This window comes from Pauljensenia sp. C0254C2 (assembly GCF_056583835.1).
This window is the reverse complement of the sequence record NZ_JBWPJO010000002.1, coordinates 39,132-56,732: the sequence shown is the minus strand read 5'-3', so window position 1 is coordinate 56,732 and position 17,601 is coordinate 39,132. Positions and strand designations below refer to the sequence as shown.

General features: G+C 58.0%; 20 protein-coding genes and 1 tRNA gene. 3 read left to right on the top strand and 18 right to left on the bottom strand.

The genetic code is table 11. From position 1 onward, the window contains the following. Positions 1 to 7 precede the first annotated feature (7 nt). From AC1DA5_RS01825 to AC1DA5_RS01760, 14 genes are all read right to left on the bottom strand, one after another. Positions 8 to 1,780 (bottom strand): hypothetical protein, encoded by a 1,773-nt coding sequence (locus AC1DA5_RS01825; RefSeq protein WP_480289096.1) that lies wholly within the window; start codon positions 1,778 to 1,780, stop codon positions 8 to 10. Beyond that, a complete protein-coding gene (locus tag AC1DA5_RS01820; protein ID WP_480289095.1) occupies positions 1,777 to 3,828 on the bottom strand; it encodes a phage tail protein in 2,052 nt (683 codons plus the stop codon). The genes AC1DA5_RS01825 and AC1DA5_RS01820 overlap by 4 nt, the downstream gene beginning before the upstream one ends. Before the next feature lie 141 nt (positions 3,829 to 3,969). Then, positions 3,970 to 4,233 carry a hypothetical protein gene (locus tag AC1DA5_RS01815; protein ID WP_480289094.1) on the bottom strand — a complete coding sequence of 88 codons (264 nt, stop codon included), beginning with the start codon at positions 4,231 to 4,233 and terminating at the stop codon, positions 3,970 to 3,972. 11 nt (positions 4,234 to 4,244) lie between these two features. After that, positions 4,245 to 4,679 (bottom strand): hypothetical protein, encoded by a 435-nt coding sequence (locus AC1DA5_RS01810; RefSeq protein ID WP_480289093.1) that lies wholly within the window; start codon positions 4,677 to 4,679, stop codon positions 4,245 to 4,247. Positions 4,680 to 4,681: 2 nt separating this feature from the next. Then, positions 4,682 to 5,113, bottom strand: coding sequence for a hypothetical protein (locus tag AC1DA5_RS01805; protein WP_480289092.1), 432 nt, complete (start codon positions 5,111 to 5,113; stop codon positions 4,682 to 4,684). A 12-nt stretch (positions 5,114 to 5,125) separates the two neighbouring features. Beyond that, positions 5,126 to 5,482, bottom strand: a complete 357-nt coding sequence (locus tag AC1DA5_RS01800; protein ID WP_480289091.1) for a hypothetical protein — start codon at positions 5,480 to 5,482, stop codon at positions 5,126 to 5,128. Then, complete coding sequence (locus AC1DA5_RS01795; protein WP_480289090.1) at positions 5,479 to 5,790, bottom strand: hypothetical protein; 312 nt, start codon at positions 5,788 to 5,790, stop codon at positions 5,479 to 5,481. Before AC1DA5_RS01795 ends, AC1DA5_RS01800 begins: the two co-directional genes overlap by 4 nt. Before the next feature lie 2 nt (positions 5,791 to 5,792). Further along, complete coding sequence (locus AC1DA5_RS01790) at positions 5,793 to 7,340, bottom strand: HK97 family phage prohead protease (protein WP_480289089.1); 1,548 nt, start codon at positions 7,338 to 7,340, stop codon at positions 5,793 to 5,795. Beyond that, positions 7,333 to 8,490 carry a phage portal protein gene (locus tag AC1DA5_RS01785; RefSeq protein ID WP_480289088.1) on the bottom strand — a complete coding sequence of 386 codons (1,158 nt, stop codon included), beginning with the start codon at positions 8,488 to 8,490 and terminating at the stop codon, positions 7,333 to 7,335. The genes AC1DA5_RS01790 and AC1DA5_RS01785 overlap by 8 nt, the downstream gene beginning before the upstream one ends. A 71-nt stretch (positions 8,491 to 8,561) precedes the next feature. Next, a complete protein-coding gene (locus AC1DA5_RS01780) occupies positions 8,562 to 10,007 on the bottom strand; it encodes a terminase large subunit domain-containing protein (RefSeq protein ID WP_480289087.1) in 1,446 nt (481 codons plus the stop codon). Then, positions 10,004 to 10,336 carry a hypothetical protein gene (locus AC1DA5_RS01775; protein ID WP_480289086.1) on the bottom strand — a complete coding sequence of 111 codons (333 nt, stop codon included), beginning with the start codon at positions 10,334 to 10,336 and terminating at the stop codon, positions 10,004 to 10,006. The genes AC1DA5_RS01780 and AC1DA5_RS01775 overlap by 4 nt, the downstream gene beginning before the upstream one ends. Before the next feature lie 120 nt (positions 10,337 to 10,456). Then, on the bottom strand, positions 10,457 to 10,738 hold the full coding sequence (locus AC1DA5_RS01770; protein ID WP_480289163.1) for an HNH endonuclease: 282 nt from the start codon (positions 10,736 to 10,738) through the stop codon (positions 10,457 to 10,459). Continuing rightward, the gene (locus tag AC1DA5_RS01765; RefSeq protein ID WP_480289085.1) at positions 10,704 to 10,937 is read right to left on the bottom strand and encodes a helix-turn-helix domain-containing protein; all 234 of its coding nucleotides are present in this window, start codon (positions 10,935 to 10,937) and stop codon (positions 10,704 to 10,706) included. The genes AC1DA5_RS01770 and AC1DA5_RS01765 overlap by 35 nt, the downstream gene beginning before the upstream one ends. A gap of 1,697 nt (positions 10,938 to 12,634) precedes the next feature. Continuing rightward, entirely contained in the window at positions 12,635 to 12,913 is a 279-nt protein-coding gene (locus AC1DA5_RS01760; protein ID WP_480289084.1) for a hypothetical protein, read from the bottom strand. Between the two features lie 42 nt (positions 12,914 to 12,955). On the opposite strand from AC1DA5_RS01760, the gene AC1DA5_RS01755 reads away from it, so the two are divergent. Further along, a complete protein-coding gene (locus AC1DA5_RS01755) occupies positions 12,956 to 13,279 on the top strand; it encodes a hypothetical protein (RefSeq protein ID WP_480289083.1) in 324 nt (107 codons plus the stop codon). Between the two features lie 165 nt (positions 13,280 to 13,444). Here the strand turns inward: AC1DA5_RS01755 and AC1DA5_RS01750 are convergent, their stop codons facing one another. Then, positions 13,445 to 13,696, bottom strand: a complete 252-nt coding sequence (locus AC1DA5_RS01750; protein WP_480289082.1) for a helix-turn-helix domain-containing protein — start codon at positions 13,694 to 13,696, stop codon at positions 13,445 to 13,447. A gap of 103 nt (positions 13,697 to 13,799) precedes the next feature. On the opposite strand from AC1DA5_RS01750, the gene AC1DA5_RS01745 reads away from it, so the two are divergent. Beyond that, complete coding sequence (locus AC1DA5_RS01745; RefSeq protein WP_480289081.1) at positions 13,800 to 14,123, top strand: helix-turn-helix domain-containing protein; 324 nt, start codon at positions 13,800 to 13,802, stop codon at positions 14,121 to 14,123. Here AC1DA5_RS01745 and AC1DA5_RS01740 read toward each other — a convergent pair. Further along, a tRNA-Arg gene (locus tag AC1DA5_RS01740) sits at positions 14,089 to 14,161 on the bottom strand. The two genes, AC1DA5_RS01745 and AC1DA5_RS01740, sit on opposite strands and share 35 nt — an antisense overlap. A 133-nt stretch (positions 14,162 to 14,294) precedes the next feature. On the opposite strand from AC1DA5_RS01740, the gene AC1DA5_RS01735 reads away from it, so the two are divergent. Further along, complete coding sequence (locus AC1DA5_RS01735; RefSeq protein WP_092649163.1) at positions 14,295 to 15,284, top strand: diaminopimelate dehydrogenase; 990 nt, start codon at positions 14,295 to 14,297, stop codon at positions 15,282 to 15,284. A 29-nt stretch (positions 15,285 to 15,313) separates the two neighbouring features. Here the strand turns inward: AC1DA5_RS01735 and AC1DA5_RS01730 are convergent, their stop codons facing one another. Next, a complete protein-coding gene (locus tag AC1DA5_RS01730; protein ID WP_157886412.1) occupies positions 15,314 to 16,297 on the bottom strand; it encodes a PfkB family carbohydrate kinase in 984 nt (327 codons plus the stop codon). Positions 16,298 to 16,310: 13 nt separating this feature from the next. Then, on the bottom strand, positions 16,311 to 17,381 hold the full coding sequence (mgrA, locus tag AC1DA5_RS01725) for an L-glyceraldehyde 3-phosphate reductase (protein ID WP_083314349.1): 1,071 nt from the start codon (positions 17,379 to 17,381) through the stop codon (positions 16,311 to 16,313). Positions 17,382 to 17,601 lie beyond the last annotated feature (220 nt).

Here is a 17,601-nt window from a genome sequence, read left to right as displayed (position 1 = left end):
GTCTCCTTTAGATTGTGGCGGCTGAGAGTTGTGCCCATGTGAGGCGGGCGAGGCGGTCGAAAGTCACGGGGCGCGGGACTTGCTGCCAGTGGACGGAATCGGCGCGGGTTGCCGCCCTCGTCAGTGTGAGTGACATTAGCCATCTGCCCTGATCAAAAGTGAATGTCCCACCGTCTAAATACACGGGAATATTCGGCGCTCCGGGCACCCATGAGGCAACGCCGGTAAGCATGAGGGGCAAGCCAATGCGGCGGGTTGAATCAAGGGCAGCTATCACACTGAGCGGGTCGGTGCCGGGATAATCGGTGTCCCACGTGGCGGCGGGTATTTGCCAGCCGCCGGGCGCTGTCCGGTCGAGTGTGCGCGCGGCAAGGCGGCGCGCGTCCTGCTCGCTGGTTAGGTCGGTTTGCACGCTCATTAACCTGTATCCGTATGCTGCTAGGCGCTGCGTGTCGTTCTCGTTCACTACGCGGTCGGTCAGTGTTTGTTCGCCCTGCTGGTCGGTGGTTGTTTCTTTCCAGCGCACTTCGACGGTTGTGGCAAGGTCTGTAGTATCTCGCCTGATTGTGATGCCTGAGCGCTGAACGACGGCCGCGGGGATACTCATGGCCTGATCGGCGGCGGGGTCGATGGTGACCTGACCACTAGGCGGCACGGTGAGGGCGTATAGCGCTTTTCGCTGGTCTAGATCCTCTAGGCGCACGTAGTCGCCGGTTACTGCGTGCGTGGCTGGCCACAAAATAGCGCCGGTACTGTGTGCGATGTCCTGCAGTAGTGCCCATGGTTCGCGGCGGTCTACGTCAAGCGGGGCGAGAGTGAGCGCGCCGGGCGCGCTGTCAGTGATCGCTGTGATCTTAATGCCGGCTTCGCTGATAATCCGCTCGATACGCTCACGCGCTGTTTCTCGCGGCCACGGCTTGCTGCCAATGCGGATATTCGCCATTTCGGCGGGGAATTCGGCGGCGGTGATAGTGGCTATCGGGCACTGCAAGCGCGCGTCATACGTCACTGGAATGTCAGTGATCCTGCCAGTGAACACTGTCGCTGTGTAGATGGGCGTGTCTGTGCGGGTGAGGCGCGCCGCGCTGATCGTGATGCGCGTGTAGTCCTGCCAGCGCTGCTCGTATGCTGGCCAGCGGCGCTGCATGGTGCGCCATAGCGGGGCGATGGGGTCGAAAATGACGGCCAGTCCTACCCACACGCCGGGGCGGGGTGTGAAGTCCTGCTGATAGGTGCCTGAAGTGCTCACTGTGATGATGGGGTCGCCTATTTGCGCTGAGCGTGCCCAAGGCGCGGTGAAGTACACGGGTGCCACGCTTGCGCGCGCCTGATCGGGGATAGTGAGCGTGACGGTTGCGTGTAGCACAGTGCCTGCAGCGGTTTTGGGAATGGTGTCCCACGCGGCGGGGCTGTGTCCCTCTGGTGCGAACGTTGCGGGCGGGTAAATGCGGGTGACGCGGCGGGCGGGGCTGCCAGCGGTGAGTGTTTCCGGGCTGGCTGTGATAACGGTCGTGGTCTGAGCGGGCGCGGTGTATGAGGCGGTCACGCTGACGGGCATACCGGCCTGCAGATCCTCTAGCGCGCGCGGCGCGCCGGTGCCGTCTGGTAATGCCAGTACTGCGTGCATGGTCGCCGGCTCTGGCTGGTCAAGGCGGCTCCTGCGTCCCCACTGCACGCTGAGGCCTGCCAGCGCGGTGACGCCGTGGGCGGCAAGGCTGGCTGCACTATCGGCCACACGCTGACCATTAATTGCTAGCTCACATGTGATCTGGGGTGTCATGCTGCACCGCCTAGCTTGATAGTGCCCATGCGGTACTGCTGCTCTCTCAATATGTCGCTAATCTGCCGGGCAACACTAGCTGGGTCAAGCGCGCCGTTCACGGTGATATTGATGACGGGCGCGGCCTGCTGGCCTTTCGTGCGCGGCGCGTTAAAACTCATGGGCTGGGCGGCGGGTATGCTCATGAGGTTTTCGGCGCTGCGTGTGACTGCTGCGCGCGTTGAATCAAGGCCTTTGACCAAGCCTAGACCGGTGAACCTGCCTATCTCGGTAAACACTTTCGACGGGCTAGCGATGCCAAGAAAGCCTTTCACCTTATCTACCGCGCTGCTGGCAATGCTAGTGACGGAATCCCACACGCGCCCGGCCATGCCGGTAATACCATTGATAAAGCCTTGAATCAGATCACGGCCTGCAGAATATAGCCTGCTGCCGATGCCGGCCAGCGCGCCTACCGCCTTACCGGGCAGCTCACGCACAAAGCCAACCGCGCGGGTCACACCGCTGCTGATCGCGCCGGTGATCCAATTCCACGCGCTTACTACTAGATTGCAGATCGCGTTCCATGCATTGCCAAACAGTGCGCTGATCAATGACATTGCACCGCTGATGATGCCTTTCACCATGTTGAGCGCGTACCCTATTGCGCCTTGAATGGCTTGCCACGCGCCTGACACGATGGTCTTGATCCCGTCCCACGCGCCTTGCCAGTCGCCGGTGATCACGCTGGTGACAACTTGAATAATGCCTTTGATGACGTTGAGGGCACCGCTGATCACTTGCCAGATCGCCTGCAGTGCGCCTGACACGGTATTGAACACTGTCGCGAAAACTGGCTGCAGTGCTTGGGCGATGGTCTGAATCATTGGCCAGACCTGCTGCCCAAAGCTCACGAACGCGTCGAAAATGCCTTTGATTGCGCCTTGCGCGGCCTCTAGCGCGGGACTGTCGAACGCGCTGGCCAGCGCGCCTGCGTCAAAATGCTGAATGACATCGACGATGTAGCCTAATGCGTCGCCTACGGCCTTAAAAACGGCGCTGCCTAGCGGCTCTAAAGCAAGTTTCGCGTTGTTTTTGAGTAGATCCCAGTATTCGGCGGCGTCCATGGTTTCCTTGCCTAGATCTATGATGCTGTCGCCTGAGCCTTGGGCAATAGCGCTGAGATTGTCCATGTTCAGCGCGCCCTGTTTAATAGCTTCCACGAACTGAGGCGCGCCGCGCGTGCCGAACAGTTTACCGGCAAGATCTAGCGCGCCGGCCTCGTCGCCCTTGTCGATCATTCCGCTGATTTCGCCGGTCACGCGGTTGAATGCATCGGCGGGCGCTTCACCGTCTTTAGCTAGTTCGACTAGGCCTTTACTCATTGAGTTGAGCGTCTTGCCTGCGTCTAAGCCGGCCTTGTCTAGCGCGCCGGCAAGGGCGGCTGACTGGTCAAAATTAAAGCCTAATCCCTGCAAGGCGGGCGCGGCCTTGCTGACCTTATCGCTGAGGTCATTCATTCCGATGCCGGTAGACTGCGCCACTCTAAACAGCGTGTCCATTGCTTTCGTCGTGTCGTCGCCCTCGATGTTGAAAGCGTTGAAAGCGCCGGTAGCGCGGCTAATGTCCACGTCTTCGCCTAGCATACGGCCTGCCTCTAGCACCTGCCCTGCCAGTTTCTGCAGTGTTTCGCCGGTGAGGCCTGTGCGCGTGTTGAGGTCGGCAATTGTGGTGCCAATTTTGTCAAAGTCTGCGGGCACTTGCGCGCCTACCGCTTTAGCATCGTCGATCAGTCCGTCTAGTGCGTCGCCGGTGGCTCCGGTGCCTACCCTGATGGTGTCGCTCATTTCGTCGAAACAAGCGCCTATGTCGTATAGGCCTTTGACGGCTGCTGCTGCTAGGGCGGGTACGGCGGCGACGGCTGCGACCATGCCGGCCTGCACCAAGGGGGCGGCGGCTCCGAACTTGCTTGAGAACTTGCCTATTGCGCGCTCTGCTCCGCTCATGGCTTTTTGGGCGGGCTTACTGTCGCCTAGGATCTTGATTTTCATGATCGCTGGGCTGCCCATGATGCGCGCTCCTAGTAGTCGGCGTCTTCTTGCAGTAGGTCTAGTGCTTGGTCAAGCACGGTGGGGTGGTCTAGCCAGTCGCCGGGCGCTGTCGCTGTGCGTATGCATAGGGCGGCTAGCGCGCGGCTGGCTGGGTACTGGTCATTCTCGAAACGGCGCGTCCTCTTCTGGCGTGTCGGTAGTGAGTTCGTCTACCGTGTCTAGCCAGTCTGTGAAAGCGGCCTGCGTGTCGCCGGCATGGCGTGCCTCGGTGTACGCGGCAAAAGCGGTGCCGGTGTACTGAGCGTCCTTGAGGCTCTTGCCACGCGCCGCAAGGTACTCTTCTGCTTTCACAATGGCTGCTGGCCTGAGCGGGTAGGTGTGCTCACCGTCTGGGTGTGTGACATGGATCGTGGAAACGGCCATGATCGTGGCTCCTATTCGTCTAGAACTTTCTTGATGTATGTCTCGTATTTGCTTAATATTTGCGGTTCCATTTCGTGCGCGGTCTCGAAAATGAACGCGCGGCGCGGGATAGGCGCGGGGAACGGGCGGCGCCCTGATGGGGTCTCGTCAGTCGCGATGTTCGGCCACCACGATCTGCCCCAATGGATCGCGTTGGCATATGGCACGCGCTTTGATCCCATGGATACTTCGGCCTTGGTTTTCGTGCCTGAGCCTCGCACTGAGCGCCGGAGCCAGCCTTTAGCGCCTACTGGTGCTTTAGCGCGGCTCGCTGCTGCGATTTCCTTAGCGATTTCACGGTGAATGTCTCTCAGCTCGTGAAGATCGCCGCCGGCCTTGCGTAATTTTCGGCGCGATTCTGCCGCGCCCTCGACTTGAAAGACGCTCGTGCCGCGTTTCTTGGTCATTGCTAGCGGCTTCCCGTGCTCGCGCCGGTCTGCTTAAACTCTGGCTTGCCCACTACCGGGAACTCAAACGACGTGGAGTTAGTTTTCGCTACGTCGCCGCCAATTTCTACCGGCGTGATCATACACTCGCCTGTAATAGCCAGCTTGGCTTCCTCGTTCGGGATAAACTCAAATTTCGCAATTTCGCCGGCGTGATCAAAGCACCACACGGGTAGCGACTTCGCGCCGTAGTCCTGCAGAATGTCACCGCTAATCTTGCCTGTGAGCGTGCCGGGTTCTTGATATTCCTCGCCTGACAAGACCGGCGTGGGATCCTCAGTCTTGTAGTCGGGTGAGTAGGTGACCTTGGTGGCCTGACCTGAAAAACTCGTCTTAGCCTCGTTAATAGTGAAGTCTAGGGAGCCTTTTCCTAGCTTCATTGCTTGTACTGCCATGGTGTCTGCTCCTTATAGCGTGTAGGTGGTCGTGTATGTGATCCGGTAAGCGATATAGCTTCGGGCTGGTGATTGCATCATTTCGGCGCGCGCCGTATCAAAGCCGATAGCGGCCAGCGCCTCTAAAGCCGTGTCAAAGAATGTGCGCGCCTGATCGGTGTCAGTGCCGGGCGCGGCCAGCCAGACCGTGAACTCCATTTCGGCCTGTGAGTAGCCGTCTAGTGAGATGTCCGGGTCTGCGAGGATCGCTACGGGTTCGGCTGCTGCTAGCGCTTTGAGCGCTTGGGGCGGGTCAGTGTAGACCTCGCACGTGCCGGCCAGTAGCTCCTGCAGAGTGCCGGCTTGCTCACTAATCGCCTGTGTGATCATGCGATACCTACCCCAAGGTAGGGGGCGAGAATCGGGCGCGCCGGGGTGAGCGGGTCAAGGGCGGGGCGGATCTGCATCGGCATAGCCGTGCCGTCTGAAAAATTAGTGATGTCGCGGCGAGATGTGCGCCTCTGATACAGATTTGCGGCCACTTCTAGCTGTGCTGCGTTGCGGGCGGCCTCTGGCACTTCGCGTTTTCTACATAGTCGGCTGACCATGCTTTCCGCCTGTGTTACACACAGTTCGAGGAACGCCTGATCACTAGCGGGCGCGGCCACGTACTTTTGCAGATCGTCCCACCCAATCATGTTTACTCTCCTAGCTTGATGGCCTTGATCAGATCCGGGTGCGCGCTATACATCGCGGCGTACCCGTACACGGCAAACTGCTTGGTGAGCGTGGTAATGTCCTCGTCCTCAAGCCTGAGCGGTGCGCCTGAGCTTTCCGCCGTGGTCATGGCCTCTTTGGAATATGCGGCCATGTGTGCGCCCTGCCAGTTCGGAACGCGGGTCACGGTGACGGCGCCAATGTCGGCACTGCCAACGGCTCCAAGGGTCAATGTGCCCTGCTGGCGGTCTGGTGCTCCGACAAGCTGCAGCGCTTTAGGCTGATAATCAAGATGGGTGAGCGCCTTAAAGACATCGGGCGACACTAAAATACCGTCCATAATGTAAGGCGTCGTGTCGTAAATGTCATCAAGTTCTACCAGAACGTCCATTAGCGCGTTGACGGTGAGACCGGCCACGCCACCAGTCAATGTTATTGCCGGCTTCTTTTCAGCTTGCGTGGCCAGATCCTCGAACGTGGCGCGCGCGTCGGTCTCAATCGCGGTAGCGTACTGGAACGCAAGATCAGTGAAGATCTCGTTAAGAATGACAGGGCTAGTGGTGCGCTCGATCACCTGCCGGGTCACCTCGTCAGTGACACCGCCGTACGTGTTGACTGTGGCGCTGCCAACTGTCCACGTGGCGGGCTTGCCCTGTGGCAGCTTTGCGCCCTCGGTGGTCTGCTTGCCAACCTTAAGGGTGCTGGTATCGTCGCGCCGAGCGTATTCCATCGTCATGCCCTTATCGGGCAGCGGCACGACGGTAAACGTGTTCTTAATCCTCTGTTTGGCTTCCATGCGCTTAGAAAGATCACCAAGCCACACGGGGCGGTTAATGGCCTCGAACTGCTTAGAAGTGACTGCTGCCCTGAGCTGCAGCGCCTTTTCATCGTGCCTCTTGTATGCTGCCACGTACTCGCCTAAAGAGTTGAAAGCGGGCGCGGCGGGCGCTTCACGATTTTCACTCATCACGGCAACTGAGCGCTCCAAGGTTGCCAGTCGGTCGTTGATTGCGGCCTCGTCGATTTCGGCGCGGCTAGTGGTGTCGGTCATTTCATGTGCTCCTTGTTCGTCTCTGTGATTAGTGATTTCCGCTGTGTCGTATGCGGGGAATTCCACTACGGAAAACTCGCGGGCTTTGACTTCAAGCCACTTGACATGAACAGTCCCGTCTTCGTCCTCGGTGACTTCTTTACTAATGGGGTCAAAGCCGATACTCATACGGGTCAGTACGCCGTCTTTGATCAACTGCCAGACCTCGTTGCCCCTCTCGGTCTGACTGATAACGCCGGTAATCTCTAGACCGGCCTCAGTGTCCGTGGTGCTCGTGATGCGTCCGATAGGCTCGCGGTGTGCATAGCGCAAGATCGCGCCGGTCGCGTCAACGCTTCCGGGTGCGAACTGCTCGCGGTAATCGTCCCATAGGTTAATCTCGGTGCCGTATGGCACGCCTATCCCGGTTATTTCGCGCGCCTCATGATCAACGCTCCTGATCTCTAAAGATCGCTCCTGACGCTTGTTTAGATCAATCATTAGTAATGCTCCCTGCTGGCTGGGTGAGTGGTGGCAAGTCCTCTAGCGCCCTGACCTCGTTAATGGTTTGGAATCCGCACGCTAGGGCGATTTGATAGGCCTGATAGCGCGTGAGAGTATCCGAACGCAAAAGACCTGAGTAGTTGAACTTGACGCGCTGGCCTCGAACAGTCATGCGGGTGAGTTCGTCCTCGATGGTGCGCGTGTACTGTGTGAGCGTGAAACGGGCAAATGATATCCACTCTTGTTCCACATTTGCGTACGTCTGTGAGTTGCCCTCAACTGCTGCCAGTAGCAAAGACGCGGGCACACCGAAAAGGCGGGCAATGCTCGTGGTGTCAAACTGTCTGGCCTCGATCCATTGCGCTTCGCGCGGCGCAACGCTCAGTGGTTGGTATTTCATGCCTTTTGGTAGCGCCTTGACGCGCGCGGGGTTATACGCGCGGTTGAGCTCTTGCCCTGTTTCCGGGTCTCGGTTGTTGTAGGCGGCGATGATGTCGCGGGCTTCGTCGCGGGTCATGTCCTGATCGGTGGTGATGATGCCTGAGGGCTGACCTGTCGCGTCAAAATACTTGCTAGCGTAATCGCGCGTGTTGATCGCGCCTCTAATGTCGGTTGCGGCGGCTTGTATCGGCCCAAGTCCGCTGACAGTGCCGGGCATCGTGAATAATTTGCAGTGTCCCACACGATCGCGCCCGTATGTCTTGCCCTCAACTGCGTAAAGTGTGCGCCGCTTGGCGGGGTCGTAGATGGGTTGGACGAGATGCGGATCTAAAGGGGTGAGCTGGGCGGGCGCGCCTCGGTATTCGCCCTCTGCGAGAAAATAGGCGTTGCCGGTTAGTGCAAGGCTTGTTGTCAGTGCTTCCACGAAGTCGCCGCGGGAGTATTCGAGGCTAGGCGCTCTGATAACTGACGGTGTGGCAGATTCTTCAATGCGCTTACCGTCTCGCTCCACGTAGTACGGCATCGACGCAACGGTGTTGGAGATGATGGAGACGGCACGGTAGACGGCTGCGAGGGAGACGGCTTCACGGCTTGCCACGCCCGGCGCGTCTGTACGGGCGGGCGGGACTGTGCCGGTTGGTGATTTGCGTACCGGCACCGCTTGCGCGCGGCCTATGAGTGTGTCCCATGCGTCCCTGATTCTCATACCGCACATAATGCGCGCGGCCTTGCTCTATCACCTAGGAATGTGGCACCCTCGGGCACACGGTGGAACACCTAGGCAAAGATCATGGGCGCGCGCCTCTCTGCTACGTGTGTTGCGCCATACAGTGCGACCGATGCAGCGATAAACGGCATGGGGTCGGTCTCGGACTTGTCGCGGTCGATCCTGCTCCTGCCATTGACGGTTTTCAGATGTAGGCCGGCGACTGCATCAGTGAACGCCTGTGAGTGGTCATGTCGTAGGGTTTTGAGGTCTTTCGCTGCTTCGAGTAGCGCGGCATCGCCTATCTGACGCTCGTTAAGGCCGGCGGTATTGATTTCTACTGCTTCGGTGCGCTCGATCAGATCGATAATGCGCATGTTTGCGCCGGCCTTGTCTAGCCAGATCGCGGCATCTGGGTAGACCTGTTTGAGCTGCACGAGGGCAGGTATCACCCAATTAAGACCGGCACTCTGCTTAACGAGCGCTATACATGGGCGCTCGTCTTCTAGCCACGCGGCTACAATACACGCGCCGTAAGACCTTGCCGATAGCTCGACACCGAACGCGGGGCTAGTGATTTCGCCGGCCTCGTCTAGATCGCTCCAGTCTGGGATCAGTTCGGCATCTTTGGCCACGGTGAGCCGGTTGCAATAACCGCGTATCCACTCGTTAGGGACTTCTGGCCACAATGCCTGAAAGTCAGTCATGAGCGTTTCTATTGTCTGGGTGTTGCCTAACGCGGGGTGAAACGTCGGCCACAATTCCGCGTCTGTCGGGTCTGCGTCTGGTGGTAGCGCGTATTCGACATAGCACAAGTCCGCTCGCTGGCCTGACCTGCCTACTTCTACTAGATCGTTCATATATTCGCTTTGAATGGTTCCCATAGTTGAGAGGTTCCACATCTGCGCGCTGCGTCCTAGCGTGGACTGTGCCGGCCTGACTGCTCCCACGAGGTCTGCTCCCTCGTCCCTGCTGAGGCTCCAGATTTCATCATTGATTACTAGCTGGGGCGTTTTGGAGTGCATGGCTTCGGCTCCACGGGTAAAGCGCTGAAAGATACTACCGTTAGCGCACCTAAAGCCCTCACTACCGTTTGACCTCATGAACTCGAAAGCCACACGTAAGGCGGGGTGCCACGATTTATTGAACGCTTGGCCTAGCTTCTTCATGTAGTCGCCGGCATACTGTCCGGTCTGTGCTGAAAAATAGATCTCAGACCTAGGGCGTAATAATGCCCTGAAAATGCCTAGCGGGCTAATAAGCGTTGTTTTGCCGGACTGCCTAGGCACGGTAATTAAGACCTCTCGGTACTTATAGGCGCGCTCACCATTGGGCGCGGCCTCGTACTCGGTAGCGACCTGCAGAACTCGCCTTTGCCACGGCTGTAGATCCCACTGCATGAGTTTAGCGACGGCGGCTATCTCTGCAAGCTCGTTGAGCGCGCCGGGCGTTGGCTCTGGCATGTAGCGCGGCGCGGGGTCATGCGTCCACCGCTCGGACTTCAGCCAGTCAGTCATGAGGCTTGGCCTTGAATGACGGCCAGCACGTTATCAGCGGGACTGAGTGAGCGGCCACTGTTCATTGCGGCGCGTCTTTCTAGCGTCTCTAAAACCAATAGGTAGGTCTTGCGTAGGGTAGATCTGCCTGATGCTGCGTCCTCGTCGCTGATTGCGTCTACGTCACGCGCTGTTGACAGTACTAGCTCGACGAGGGCGGCATCACTGGCAGCTATCGCGTCATCTTGTTTAAGGGCTGCGATAGTTTTCATGGCTGCGTCGTAGTTCTGCGTCGATTTGCTTCTATTTGGGGTCATATTGAACAGCATTTCAGGGCTATTTTGGGTCATTCGGGCTCCTCAAGACGTGCACTTTTCCGCATGATTCCGCCGTTTTTTGGGTGTGGGGAGAGAAAGTATCGGGGGCGGGCGTAGAGTGGCCAGCACATAGGCCAGAAAAAACACCGGCGGTCATTTCGCGTCTCTCCTTTCGAGGATCGCTCTGAGATTGTCAAAGCGCTTAATAGGTCGCTTAATCCGGTTGCCACGTGAGCTGTTGCAACCACAGTGAGCCGGCCTCAAGTTCTCTACCTCGTTGGTTCCACCTAGTGATTGCGGCACGATGTGATCGATACTCAATCTGAGCGCGCGGCGCGTCTCCTGCTCGTAGATCGGTAGGCCACACAGTGCGCATATCCAGCCGTCCCGGTCTGCTATCTCACGGGCGAGAGCGGCGCGCCGGCGCGGTGCCATACGCTGCCACGCTGTTTTGCTTTCCACTGCTCCTGCCCTCGCTTACCCATGCTGCTACATCTGCTGGTGCGTACCTGACGCGCGTGCCTAGCTTGATATATCTGATACCGCCGGGGCGCTGTCTCATTACTCTGATCGCGTCCGGTGTCATTTGCAGTAGCTCAGCTACCTCGCTCGTAGTCAGTAGGCGTCCTGTCATTGCTTCCTCGCTTCCTGCCTGATCACTGCTCTGATACCAAGCGCGCCTAGCACTATCTGACGCTTATAGACGCTGATCCTCATTTGCTCCTTACTCATTGAGTACGGCGAGACGGGCAGTAGATCTTCAATGTCATGTGCCGTGTCTAAGATCGCTTTGGCGTACTCGTAGATCTCCGTTGCTTCTGGCTCCATTGCTTATTGCTCCTGTGCTAGTAGCCGGGCGGTCTGGTCGTGGAGTGCGAGGCGTGCCCACTCACGCGGCGAGGCGTCCGGGTATGCGCCGCTCATGTAGTCCTCGAAAGGTGTCGGCTCCCTGTACTCCTGTGCGCGTGGCTTCATAGGCATAGGCGCTGGGACTGGTGCTGTTAGGGCTGGCTGTTGTTCCTTGGTGTCCTTGCCTGCGTACTGGCACGCTATGGCAATGCGTCTACATTTCGGGCATGTTACCGGCCTGCCTATGCCGTGCCTGCACTCTTTAGGTAGATAATCGGTGTTGAGCTTTCGATATTTCTTCATTGATTTATCCTCTGGGCGACGTGGAAAGCGCGCGCGGCTCCTTGGTGAGCGCGCTTTATCTCCCCTATAAGGGGAAAGATCTGCACTCACTGCCTCATGGGCTGACCTGCACAAACGCGGGTACAAGTTTTGAACATGGATCTTTTCAAGGCGGCGCGCTGTGCGCTCACGGCGCTTACGCTCACGCCTCGTTGCTGTCGGTAAAGCGTCCCTGATCCACCGGGCTAAAACGCTTTTCACGATGCGGATAATTCCGGCCTCTGGCTTACCGTCCCTGATACCCCCGCGCTGCCACTTGATCACGCCGGCATCTTCTAGGTCATGTAAGGCGTTCCTCGTCCACCTGAGGCCGTATCCAGACTGACGCGCTAGCTGTTCGGCTGTCATGTCGGTTTCCGCTTTGAGGCTTTGCTTGCGCACGGTCATAGCGCGGGCGAGGGCTTGCAGTATTGCGCGCGCGCCTCTAAAGCACGGGGCGTTAAGCGCGCTCCATTCCACGCTTGAAAGCTGATAGACCAAGGTCTCAACGGGCGCGCGCGCTGTGATAGTCATACTCATTCTGGCCACTCACATTCAACACGCTTGTAATCACAGTTCGCACACGGTGACACCACGAAAGCGCCGGCTCTCACCGTCACGGTGGCATCAGGAAAGCCACACACGGGACACGGGCAGTCAAAGATCAATACCGGATATTCATCGTCAAGCCTTGGCCGTGATGCGTAAACACACGGGCATTTCAGTATTTCTTCAATTGTCATTGCTCAATTCCTTTCACGTTTGACCACCTGACGAGGCCGTCAGTTGAGATGTGACAACCCTCGTGATCGTCCTGACGGCCACACACCACGCCACGCTTAAAGGGGTGCATGGCACCGCAATTAACGCGGGCTCCCCATGACGCGCCGGTCACCCTACTGTGGTGCTCTCCTTGATGCCCCGCTGGCAAGGTGCATAAGCACGCGCGGTCAGGGTGCCTCATAAAACAAGAATCACGCCTGTATCTAGTCACGTGTGCGCCTCGATACCTGCACGGCAAGGGCGGTAGCTGTAATTAGCCATGCCCACACGCAAGCCCATAGGGCTAGATCGACACGGTAGAACGGTGGCAAGCTCGCCATAACAAACGCGGCCACTAACATGTTGAGGCCGGCGAGCACGCGCGCGGCGCGGTTATTCTCACTCGTCCCAGGCATCGAACTTCCCCAAGTCAAACACCATTAGCTTGTTCTGCACGGCTCTCAATTCCTCAATCACACCGCCGCTGCCAACTCTGATTTCACGCGCTCCGCTGGCAATGCAAGACCCGGGCGGCAGGCCGCGGCCAAACTCCCTGAGAGTTTTCTTAGCGCGCTCAAGGTGGGCACGTGCGTCGGCTAGATCCTCTGCTGCGTCACTGAGATAGGCCTCAAGCCTGATGCGCTCAAGATGACTAACTGTGAATAGCTCATTACTCATGACTTTCCCTCTTTTCTGCTACGTCGTCGCTAGCATGTGTGCATGGGCACATACATTTCTTTTGATAATCAAAAGTTCGCTTTGTGGTTTCCGTTCGATGCGCCTGATCAAGTCCTTTACGCGCTGTCAACAAACCCTGACCCTGTAGTAATCCGCTCTTACGACGAAAACGACTTTGACGTGTTGAACATTCACGGCTTGCGCCGGTGGCATCTACACGGTCAGGACTTTTGGCCTGAGCCGACAAAGCCGATAGATGTCCTTGTTTTGTACTTGGAGTGGGACGAATCGGGCGGTATAGCGATCTGCGAGATTGACGATGTGAACGCGGCGCGCGTGAGCTTCGAAGATGAAGCGATGGACTAGAGCGCGCTATTTCACGTAAGCGGTACTCACAAAGCCTTAATAAGGCCTCAATACTTCCAATCTCGGATACTTCATCTGCTGATATATCGAAGTGCTCGATTAGAGCGGCAAGCGTGATACCAATACCGCTAATATCCTCAGCAATATCTGCCAAATATTGATCACTCATGCGCGCGTTGCCTCTTTCAGTGGCGCGGCGTATGGAACGTGTAGCGTAATCGGCACTCCCATAGCTGCCAGCTTGTCTAGCTCATCTAGTTGCCAGCGTGTCTTGCCTCTTAGCCGTGATGACACGTTGGTCTGCTGAAGTCCGATAAGCGCGCCTAACTGCGTTTGATTAAGGTGCTCGGAAGTCATGAAGCGCTTAACCTGCCTGTTGATGGCTGTCTGAGATAGCGACAACTGTAAATTGCTCATGCATCTGTTCTAGTGGTTATACCACTAGATTTGCTCTATTTCCTCCGGCGTGTCTCGTTGCATGAGTAGTGAAAATAGTTGAAAAAGAACTAAACTATCTGACATGAACATAGCAATCGCATATGAACAACGAACGCTAACCGATGTCGTGGCGGAGAACATTAGGGCTGAGGCAGCGCGCGCGGGGTTTACCCAAGTAGCACTAGGACGGGCGCTTGGAATGAGTCAGAACCAGATCACAACGAGGTGGAAGGGCGCTAGGCCGTGGCAATTGGATGAACTAGAAGGCGTTGCCGACCTATTCAACCTAACGGTTCAAGATTTGGTGACTGACCATAGTCACGGGGTAAAGCAAAGCCCCGACCGGTGGATCGCACCGAGCGGGGCCGCTGCGCGCTCGAAGGGACTCGAACCCCCAACCTTCTGATCCGTAGTCAGATGCTCTATCCATTGAGCTACGAGCGCAGTGCCGTTTGGCTGAACTTAACTTTAGACCGTCAGGCGCCTGATCTTCAAATCGAATTGGTGTCAACGTCGCCACATTCACAGTGTGGACACCACTGGTGCGTCGGCGGGTGGTGCGGGCTACCATCAACCCATGACACACGGGCATTCACCAATTCGCGTAGCAATTAACGGGTATGGCAACCTTGGCAAGGCCGTTGAGCAGGCAGTTCAGGCCGCTGAGGATATGGAGCTGGTCGCAGTGTTTACACGACGCGATCCCGCGACGATCAAGCCACAATTCTGCGAAGCTGTCGCTGTGAGTGATGCGCTTCAATGGCGTGACAAAGTTGACGTGTGTGTGCTGTGTGGCGGATCCGCTACGGATCTGGCAGATCAGGGTCCAGAGTTTGCCGCACTGTTCAATACGGTTGATTCTTTCGACACTCATGCGAAGATTCCCGAGTATTTCGCTGCCGTTGACGCTGCCGCTGATGCCGAGGGGCACCTCAGCGTGATTTCAACCGGCTGGGATCCCGGTTTGTTCTCACTGGCCCGCATTATCGCCCAGTCCGCTCTGCCAGATGGGAAGACCTACACGTTCTGGGGTCGTGGCGTTTCGCAGGGCCACTCCGATGCTATCCGGCGGATCGAGGGTGTCGAAACCGCTATCCAGTACACGGTGCCGGTCGAAGAAAACAGCCAGCGGATTCGTGCCGGAGAGGAACTCGAGCTGACCACGCGTGAGCAGCACACCCGCGAGTGTTTCGTTGTAGCGGCCGATGGGGCTGACCGCGAACGCATCGAACGCGAGATCGTCACGATGCCGAACTACTTTGCTGACTACGACACCACGGTCCACTTCATCAGCCGTGAAGAGTTCGACCGTGATCACACTGGCATGCCGCACGGCGGAGAGGTGATTCGCAGCGGTCACACGGCCGGTGGTGCGCGCCAGGTTGTCTCCTTCGGCCTGACGCTTGAATCAAACCCGCAGTTCACGGGTGCTTTCGCGACGGCAACTGCCCGCGCGGTTGCCCGACTGGCCCGCGAGGGACGCACTGGTGCAATGACCGTCTTCGATATTGCGCCCGCCTACTATTCACCGCTGAGCGCCGAGGAGCTGCGTTCCCAGCTCCTGTAACCTAGCGTGGGCATGGGTGAGCGACACCGTTAAGACGACAGTGCGGCGGTAAGTTCGGCCAGGCTCGGGCATGTTGCCGGGCCGCGCCGCGTCACTGACAGTGCCGCCGCCACGTTCGCGACGCGCACCGCTTCATTAAGCTCGCTTCCGCGTGCCAGCATCGCGCAGACCACGCCGCAATGCGTGTCCCCCGCACCGTTCGTGTCAATGGCATCAACCGCATGCGGCGCGATGGTCTCGACTCGGCCGCCCGCCGCAACGAACGCCCCCTTGCCGCCTTGACGCACAATGACGGGCGCGTCCACTGTTTCAGACAAAGACAGCGCACGCTGTGAGGCATCGTCCGTTTCGTCAATCTCGACACCGAGCGTGCCCGCAACAATGCGTGATTCGCGGGCATTGAGTGACCAGATCGGATGCACAGATGCCACAGTTTCCAACGTGTCGCGGTCGATGTCAGCCACCATCGTGGAGGGGTCGAACACGATCGTGGGTTTCTCATCGGAATCAGCCGACTGCTTAACCGTGTGCGTGCGCAGCCGTTCAATCAGCCGCAGCAGCGCGGCCTTAGGAGCTTCATCAACCAGCGAATACCCCGTCATATAGACAACGTCCCCCACACCCAGTCGAATATCGTCGTAAGCGTCCAGTGGAGTGTTGAGTTCAGCGCCGCGGGTCGAAACAAAGGTGCGTTCAGCGTTGCGATCCGTCATCGCCACACAGATTCCGGTGTCCATCGTCGTGTCGCGATACCCGCTGGCAACGATTTTTTCGCGTACCAAACGTTCGCGCGCAATATCGGCCAACGGCCCGACTCCCAGTCCGCCGGCGTATTCAGCGATGATGCCCATCTGACGCACGGCGTACATGACGTTGAAACCGCCGCCCACTTCAAGCCCGTATCCGTCAGCAAAGATCTCCGTGGACGGTTGTGGAATGTGGTCGATATTCATGGTCAGGTCGACGACGACCTGACCGGTGTGGATGACGCGACCCACCTGCTGCGTTGTCATGGCGATCCTGCTCCTAGTTGTCCAGCGATGCCTGGCGCGAGTGTTCGTCAATGAGTGCCAGTTCGTCCTCACTGAATGCCGCATTGTCGAGGGCGCTCACCGAATCAGCCAACTGAGCAGCCGATGAGGCACCGACCAGAACCGTGGTGATGCGCTCATCTTTGAGCAACCATGCGAGTGCCATCTGCGCCAGTGACTGTCCACGTTGGGAAGCCAGCTCATTCAAAGCCCGCAGATGGCTGACTCGATCCTCGGTCAGTACATCGGTGTGGAGGAAGCGTTGTTCACGCATACGCGATCCGACAGGGACACCCTCGTCACCCAAATACTTGTCGGTCAGGAGGCCCTGAGCAAGGGGCGAAAAGACGGCCATGCCCAGTCCCTTTTCACCGCAGGTGTCCATGAGGCCGGATTCGACCGAGCGATCCAGCATGGAATAGCGGGGCTGATGGACGATCAGCGGCAGGTGTACCTCCGCTGCCAGGGCAACGGCGCGTTCGGTGTCGGCCGGGGAATACGACGAGATGCCGGCGTACAGAGCCTTACCCGAGCGCACAGCCTGATCAAGGGCGCCGATCGTTTCCTCCAGCGGCGTGGTCGGATCGAAGCAGTGTGAGTAGAAGATGTCCACGTAGTCCAGACGCATGCGGCGCAGTGACTGATCCAGGGAGGCGAGAACGTATTTGCGACCACCGCCGCCTTTCCCGTAGGGACCGTCCCACATGTCGTAGCCGGCCTTGGTGGAGATGACCAGTTCGTCGCGGTAGGGGCGCAGGTCGTGGTCCATGTGGTATCCGAAATTCTTTTCGGCAGAGCCATACGGTACGCCGTAGTTATTGGCGAGGTCGAAGTGGGTGATCCCCAGATCGAAGGCCGTGCGAATAATCTCCCGCTGCACACTGATGGGGTGGTCATCACCGAAGTTATGCCACAGACCCAGTGAGATGGCAGGCAAGTCCAGTCCAGATGCACCGCAGCGCCGGTAGTGCGCACCTGGCCCACTGTATCGGTCAGGGTCCGGTGCCCACGGGCGATCGATCTGCTGTGGTGCGATAGGAGTTTCTGATATGTGCGTGTTCACCATTGGACTGCCTTCATTCTTTTCCCGCTCTGAGCAGTTTGTTCGTCTTCAGTATGGCCCACTGCGTGTGCATCTGCGAACCACTGCCGCGATGATCACGTTAACACCAAGTGGTCAATCAGACTTTCAATGTTCGCGCAATAACGTACACTGGTGAGGAATTCGCACAGGGATGACCCTGACGACTAATGAAGATTCGACACGATGACGACTGTCGGAACTG

Excerpts from the sequence above, each read along its gene's own strand:
- AC1DA5_RS01825 (WP_480289096.1), bottom strand. The coding sequence starts at position 1,780 with ATGACACCCCAGATCACATGTGAGCTAGCAATTAATGGTCAGCGTGTG.
- AC1DA5_RS01820 (WP_480289095.1), bottom strand. The coding sequence starts at position 3,828 with ATGGGCAGCCCAGCGATCATGAAAATCAAGATCCTAGGCGACAGTAAG.
- AC1DA5_RS01815 (WP_480289094.1), bottom strand. The coding sequence starts at position 4,233 with ATGGCCGTTTCCACGATCCATGTCACACACCCAGACGGTGAGCACACC.
- AC1DA5_RS01810 (WP_480289093.1), bottom strand. The coding sequence starts at position 4,679 with ATGACCAAGAAACGCGGCACGAGCGTCTTTCAAGTCGAGGGCGCGGCA.
- AC1DA5_RS01805 (WP_480289092.1), bottom strand. The coding sequence starts at position 5,113 with ATGGCAGTACAAGCAATGAAGCTAGGAAAAGGCTCCCTAGACTTCACT.
- AC1DA5_RS01800 (WP_480289091.1), bottom strand. The coding sequence starts at position 5,482 with ATGATCACACAGGCGATTAGTGAGCAAGCCGGCACTCTGCAGGAGCTA.
- AC1DA5_RS01795 (WP_480289090.1), bottom strand. The coding sequence starts at position 5,790 with ATGATTGGGTGGGACGATCTGCAAAAGTACGTGGCCGCGCCCGCTAGT.
- AC1DA5_RS01790 (WP_480289089.1), bottom strand. The coding sequence starts at position 7,340 with ATGATTGATCTAAACAAGCGTCAGGAGCGATCTTTAGAGATCAGGAGC.
- AC1DA5_RS01785 (WP_480289088.1), bottom strand. The coding sequence starts at position 8,490 with ATGAGAATCAGGGACGCATGGGACACACTCATAGGCCGCGCGCAAGCG.
- AC1DA5_RS01780 (WP_480289087.1), bottom strand. The coding sequence starts at position 10,007 with ATGACTGACTGGCTGAAGTCCGAGCGGTGGACGCATGACCCCGCGCCG.
- AC1DA5_RS01775 (WP_480289086.1), bottom strand. The coding sequence starts at position 10,336 with ATGACCCAAAATAGCCCTGAAATGCTGTTCAATATGACCCCAAATAGA.
- AC1DA5_RS01770 (WP_480289163.1), bottom strand. The coding sequence starts at position 10,738 with ATGGCACCGCGCCGGCGCGCCGCTCTCGCCCGTGAGATAGCAGACCGG.
- AC1DA5_RS01765 (WP_480289085.1), bottom strand. The coding sequence starts at position 10,937 with ATGACAGGACGCCTACTGACTACGAGCGAGGTAGCTGAGCTACTGCAA.
- AC1DA5_RS01760 (WP_480289084.1), bottom strand. The coding sequence starts at position 12,913 with ATGAGTAATGAGCTATTCACAGTTAGTCATCTTGAGCGCATCAGGCTT.
- AC1DA5_RS01755 (WP_480289083.1), top strand. The coding sequence starts at position 12,956 with ATGGGCACATACATTTCTTTTGATAATCAAAAGTTCGCTTTGTGGTTT.
- AC1DA5_RS01750 (WP_480289082.1), bottom strand. The coding sequence starts at position 13,696 with ATGAGCAATTTACAGTTGTCGCTATCTCAGACAGCCATCAACAGGCAG.
- AC1DA5_RS01745 (WP_480289081.1), top strand. The coding sequence starts at position 13,800 with ATGAACATAGCAATCGCATATGAACAACGAACGCTAACCGATGTCGTG.
- AC1DA5_RS01735 (WP_092649163.1), top strand. The coding sequence starts at position 14,295 with ATGACACACGGGCATTCACCAATTCGCGTAGCAATTAACGGGTATGGC.
- AC1DA5_RS01730 (WP_157886412.1), bottom strand. The coding sequence starts at position 16,297 with ATGACAACGCAGCAGGTGGGTCGCGTCATCCACACCGGTCAGGTCGTC.
- mgrA (WP_083314349.1), bottom strand. The coding sequence starts at position 17,381 with ATGGTGAACACGCACATATCAGAAACTCCTATCGCACCACAGCAGATC.